This window comes from Mesorhizobium sp. M7A.F.Ca.CA.003.01.2.1 (genome assembly GCF_003998945.1).
Classification (GTDB): domain Bacteria; phylum Pseudomonadota; class Alphaproteobacteria; order Rhizobiales; family Rhizobiaceae; genus Mesorhizobium; species Mesorhizobium ciceri.
The window spans coordinates 1-4,905 of record NZ_RZRA01000387.1; the positions used below are offsets into that span (position 1 = coordinate 1).

Annotated in this window: 5 protein-coding genes; 1 reads left to right on the forward strand and 4 read right to left on the reverse strand. The window is 63.3% G+C overall.

The window, feature by feature from the left end; genetic code table 11:
- On the forward strand, window positions 1-892 hold an 892-nt coding region (locus EN969_RS16780; protein ID WP_164758302.1), incomplete at its 5' end, for an aminomethyltransferase family protein.
- Between the two features lie 51 nt (window positions 893-943).
- Here the strand turns inward: EN969_RS16780 and EN969_RS16785 are convergent.
- Genes EN969_RS16785 through EN969_RS16800 form a run of 4 tightly spaced genes read right to left on the reverse strand, consistent with a single transcriptional unit; the run spans window position 944 to window position 4,816 of the window.
- Complete coding sequence (locus tag EN969_RS16785; protein ID WP_013531132.1) at window positions 944-1,531, reverse strand: NAD(P)H-dependent oxidoreductase; 588 nt, start codon at window positions 1,529-1,531, stop codon at window positions 944-946.
- Window positions 1,531-2,112, reverse strand: a complete 582-nt coding sequence (locus EN969_RS16790) for an NAD(P)H-dependent oxidoreductase (RefSeq protein ID WP_063170260.1) — start codon at window positions 2,110-2,112, stop codon at window positions 1,531-1,533. The genes EN969_RS16785 and EN969_RS16790 overlap by 1 nt, the downstream gene beginning before the upstream one ends.
- Entirely contained in the window at window positions 2,112-3,515 is a 1,404-nt protein-coding gene (locus EN969_RS16795; RefSeq protein ID WP_063168222.1) for an FAD-binding oxidoreductase, read from the reverse strand. The genes EN969_RS16790 and EN969_RS16795 overlap by 1 nt, the downstream gene beginning before the upstream one ends.
- Window positions 3,515-4,816, reverse strand: coding sequence for a cytosine deaminase (locus EN969_RS16800; RefSeq protein WP_013531129.1), 1,302 nt, complete (start codon window positions 4,814-4,816; stop codon window positions 3,515-3,517). Before EN969_RS16800 ends, EN969_RS16795 begins: the two co-directional genes overlap by 1 nt.
- Window positions 4,817-4,905 lie beyond the last annotated feature (89 nt).

Here is a 4,905-nt window from a genome sequence, read left to right on the forward strand (position 1 = left end):
GGGCAAGATCGTCTACACCCAGATGCTCAACCAGCGCGGCGGCATCGAGAGTGACCTGACGGTCTCGCGGTTGTCCGAGACGGCGTTCTTCCTCGTCGTCCCAGGCGCCACGCTGCAGCGCGATCTGGCTTGGCTGCGCAAGCACGTCGCCGACGAGTTCGTCGTCGTCACCGACGTAACGGCGGCCGAAAGCGTGCTCTGCCTGATGGGCCCGGACGCGAGAAAGCTGATCCAGAAGGTCAGCCCGAACGATTTCTCCAATGAGAAAAATCCGTTCGGCACGTATCAGGAGATCGAAATCGGCATGGGCCTGGCTCGCGCCCACCGCGTCACCTATGTCGGCGAACTCGGCTGGGAGCTCTATGTCTCGACCGACCAGGCGGCCCATGTCTTCGAGGTGGTCGAGGAGGCAGGTGTGGATGTCGGCCTGAAACTCTGCGGCCTGCACACGCTGGATTCCTGCCGCATCGAAAAAGCGTTCCGGCATTTCGGCCATGACATCACCGACGAGGACAATGTGCTGGAAGCCGGCCTCGGCTTCGCGGTGAAGACCGCCAAGGGCGACTTCATCGGCCGTGACGCGGTGCTGCGCAAGAAGGAAGCCGGCCTGTCACGCCGGCTCGTACAGTTCCGGCTGAAGGATCCGGAACCCCTGCTCTTCCATAACGAGGCGATCCTGCGCGACGGTAAGATCGTTGGTCCGATAACGTCTGGCAATTACGGCCATCACCTCGGCGGCGCCGTCGGGCTGGGCTATGTGCCTTGCGAGGGCGAGAGCGAGGCGGATGTGCTGGCGTCGTCCTATGAGATCGAAATCGCCGGCGAGCGTTTTGCGGCGGAAGCCTCGCTGAAGCCGATGTACGATCCGAAATCGGAGCGGACGAGGATGTAGTGCCTTCTCGCCTCCCCCTTTGTGGGGGGGAAGGAAGGGAAAGTCGCCCTCTCAAAACCTTTCCAGCTTCCCTCGCACCTTCGCCAGAAACGCCGCCCTTGTCGCCGGCGTCGAGGCATCCATCAAATAGTGCGCCAGGAAAAACGTCCGGCAGCGCGTGGCGCACAGCGCCCGCATGCCGCGCAGCAGGGTCTTGCGTCCCGGCTGGCCGACGACGACGCTCCACCAGGTCGGCGCGCCGCAGGTGGTGATGACGCCGACCTTGGTTACATGCGTCATCAGCGACTTGATCCGTCCCTTGCCGGTCGGCAGCTTGAAGGCGACGTCCGTCGCCCACACCCGGTCGAGCCAGCCCTTCAGCATCGCCGGCAGTCCGTACCACCAGGTCGGATAGACGAACAGGATCGCTTCGGCCCAGTTGAGCAGTTCGAAATGCGGCTTCAGTGCCGGGTCCTGCGGCGCCTGGTCATTGTAGGAGCGCCGCTCGTCGCAGCCCATCACCGGGTCGAATTTCTCCGCATAGAGGTCGAGCAGCCGCACCTCCCAGCCTCGTCGCATCAGCACGTCGATGGCAGTGTCGCGGATGGCGGCGCAAAAGCTCTCGGGTACCGGATGGCAGTAGACCACCAGTGCGCGCATCAGAACTCATCCATGCGGGCCGCGACCTTGGTCGTGAAAGCCTTGCGCGAGCCGTCGGTAGACAGGTTCATCGCGTAGTGCGCGAGGTAGGTCACCGGCGCGCCCGGTTTGACGGTGGCGCGCAGCATCCGCTTGATCAGCCTGCGCGGCGGATCGCCCATCAGCAGGGCGCGGAACCGGCTGCCGCCGTAGGTGGTCACCGCCGCAACCTTGCGAATGTTGTGCAGCGACGGCTGCGCCTTGCCGTCGACCAATTTGAACGACACGCCGGGCAAGAACACGCGATCGAAAAAGCCTTTCAGGATCGCTGGAAAGCCATAGTTCCAGACGGGATAGGAAAGCACCAGCGCATCGGCGCGCAGCAGGCGCTCGACATAAGGCGCGACAGCGTCGGCGGGGCCACGTGGGTTGTGGTAGTCCAGCCGCTCCTGGCGCGTCAGTCGCGGATCGAAACCCTCGGCATAGAGATCGCAGTCGTCGACCGTATGGCCCGCCGCCGTCAGGCGCTCGACGATCATCCGGTGCAGGCCGGCATTGAAGCTGGTCTCGACCGGATGGGCGTAGAGGACGAGGATGTTCATCATCCTACCTTCTGCAGCCCCCTGAACAAAAAAGTCCGCCCGGAACGGTAGTCGTAGTCCGGGTTCTCCCAGGCGATCATCTTGCCGGGGTTGAGGAGCCCTTGCGGATCGGTCTGGCGCTTGAAGGCGAGTTGCACCGCGTCGGTCTGCTTCATGCCGCCCTCTTCCAGCGTGTAGCGATGCGGGTTGAAGATCGGGCAACCGTTCGCTTCATGCAGGCGCACGATCTCGTCGAGCCGCGCTTCGGTCGTGAACTTGACCAGCGGCAGGCCGAAGCAGGTAATGTTGCCGTCCAGCCGCACGAATTCGAGATGCGAGAAAACCTCGCCCGGAAACATCGCATCCATCTTCTCGACAAGCGCCAGCTGGTTGGGAAAGGGATAGAGCGACTGCAGATAGGTGATCGAAGGGTCGACGCGCAGCGCCCTCAGCGTGGTGTGGTTCCAAGCCAATTCATAGGCCGGCGGCAGGCCTTTTTTCTCATCCGGCGTCGCCGTGGCCGCATTGTAGATCACCTCGCCGCCGGCACGCCGGGTGAAGGCAAGAAAAGCGTCCAGCCCGGGCTGCGCCACCATGACGACGCAAATGCTCTGCCCGTCGCTCAGGAATTTCTGGTGCCGCTTGAAATAGAGCTGCGGCACGGGTGCCGCTATCGGCGTGATCAGCTTGGTCAGGATGCCATCCTGACAGGCCAGCGCATTGCCATAGCGGGCCGCATCCATGAAAGCGTCGAAGCCGACAATGACGTCGATCCAGTCATACGCCGCGGTCAGCGGCATCTCGACTTCCGATATGATGCCGTTGGTGCCGTAGGCATGGGTCACCTTGTGCAGATCCGCGCCGGTGAGCTCGAGCGCTTTCGGCTCGGCCTCCATGGTCACCACGCGCAGCCGAAGCACATTGCCGAAATCGCGCAACCCGCCGAAATTGATCGAGCCGATGCCGCCCGAACCGCCGGCGATGAAGCCGCCAATCGAGGCTGTGTTGTAGGTGGAGGGCGATAGCCGCAGTTCCTGCCCGGAATGCGCCCGCGTTGCCTTGTCGATATCGGCCAGGATCGCCCCCGGCCCGGTCACGACGCGACCCGGAGCGATCGACTTGATCTCGTTCATCTCGGCAAGGTTGAGCACGACGCCGCCGGAGAGCGGCATCGCCTGGCCGTAATTACCGGTGCCGCTGCCGCGCGGTGTCACCGGCACGCCATGACGATGACTGGCGGCAAGCACGCGGATCAGTTCGGCCTCGTTCTTCGGCGTCACGATCAGGTCGCCGGTGACATGGTCGAGCTGCTGCTTCAGCACCGGGCTGTACCAGTAGAAGTCACGGCTCTTCTGCTGGACGATGGCCGGATTGTCGTCGACCTTCAGGCCTTCGAGATCGCGTTTGAGCGCCGAAACATCCATCATTCCACCATCAGTTCGTCGAGTTCGGCATAATCTGGCAATTGGCGGTCGATCGCCTTGCCGCCGCGCACCACGATGCGATCCGATTCGGGCCGCGACAGCAATTCCGTCCAGCTTCGGCCTTTGAACACGATGAAATCGGCATCACCGCCGGCAGCCAGCGTGCCGAAGCCATCAAACCGCATCACCTTGGCCGGCGTCGCGGTGACCGCTTGCGGCCAGTCGGCGACCGGATGATCGAAATGCAGGATGCGCGTCGCCATGCGGTAGACCTCCAGCATGTCGAGATCGCCATAGGCATAGAAGGGATCACGCGTGTTGTCGGAAGCAACCGCCACCGGAATGCCCCTCGCCTTCATCTCGTGCAGCAGCGTCACGCCACGCCAGCGTGGCGTGGTGCCGTCGGCGCGCCGGTCCTGCAGATAGAGATTGCACATCGGCAGCGAGACGACGGCGAGCCCCGCTTTCGCCACCTTGTCCAGCGTGTCGAGCACGTCGAGATCCGGCTGGCGCGCCAGCGAGCAGCAATGGCCGACGAGGATCTTTCCTTCGAAACCGTTCCACAGAGCGGCCTCGGCGATCTTCTTCAGCGATATGGCGGAAATGTCGTTGGTCTCGTCGGCATGGAAATCGAGATCGAGGCCATGCTTGATGGCCTGCGCGAAGACGTGATCGAGCAGCTCTTCGAGGTCCGGCGCCATATAGGTGACGACACCGAGCACGCCCTTTGCCGCGGCAACCCTCTTTGCCAGCCTGTCGAACCACTTTTTGTTGCGCACGCCTTCGACGCCGAGCAGGCAGGCGCCCTGCAACTCGATGCGGCCGCGCCATTCCTCGCGCATCGCCTCGAACGCCGGCCAGGAGATTTCCTCCTGCGGCGCGACGCTGTCGATGTGGGTGCGCAGCGCCCTTGTGCCATGGGCGTAGGCGCAGCGCAGCGAGAAATCCATCCGCCGCGCCAAATCCTCGGCGCTCCAGCGTGCCACACGATCGGCATCGGCGGCATTCAGCGCGCCCATGAACGTGCCGTCGGGATTGGGCTTTCGCGGCCAGATATGGCCCTTGTCGATATGCGTGTGGCAGTCGACGAAGCACGGCAGCACGATGCGACCGCCGAGATCGACGGCGTCGGCAGACGCTTTCAATCGGCCATGCGCGGCGATGTTGGAAATCTTGCCGTCGGCGACAGTGACGTCGGCAAGCGCGAAGCCATCGCTATCGGGGACAGCAGCGAGCCCCGGTGTCAGGGACGCGTGAAGCCTGACGTTGGTAAGCCGGTATGAACCAGTGTTGGGAATCAAGGCCTAGCGCTCCTGCTTCAGCGCGCTTTCATGCCAGCGCCGCAAGATGAGATGCGATATCAGCGACAGCACGAGGAAGATCAAAATGC

Bases quoted from the DNA above. Each gene is read 5' to 3' on its own strand.
- EN969_RS16785 (WP_013531132.1), bottom strand. From the start codon at position 1,531: ATGCGCGCACTGGTGGTCTACTGCCATCCGGTACCCGAGAGCTTTTGC.
- EN969_RS16790 (WP_063170260.1), bottom strand. From the start codon at position 2,112: ATGAACATCCTCGTCCTCTACGCCCATCCGGTCGAGACCAGCTTCAAT.
- EN969_RS16795 (WP_063168222.1), bottom strand. From the start codon at position 3,515: ATGGATGTTTCGGCGCTCAAACGCGATCTCGAAGGCCTGAAGGTCGAC.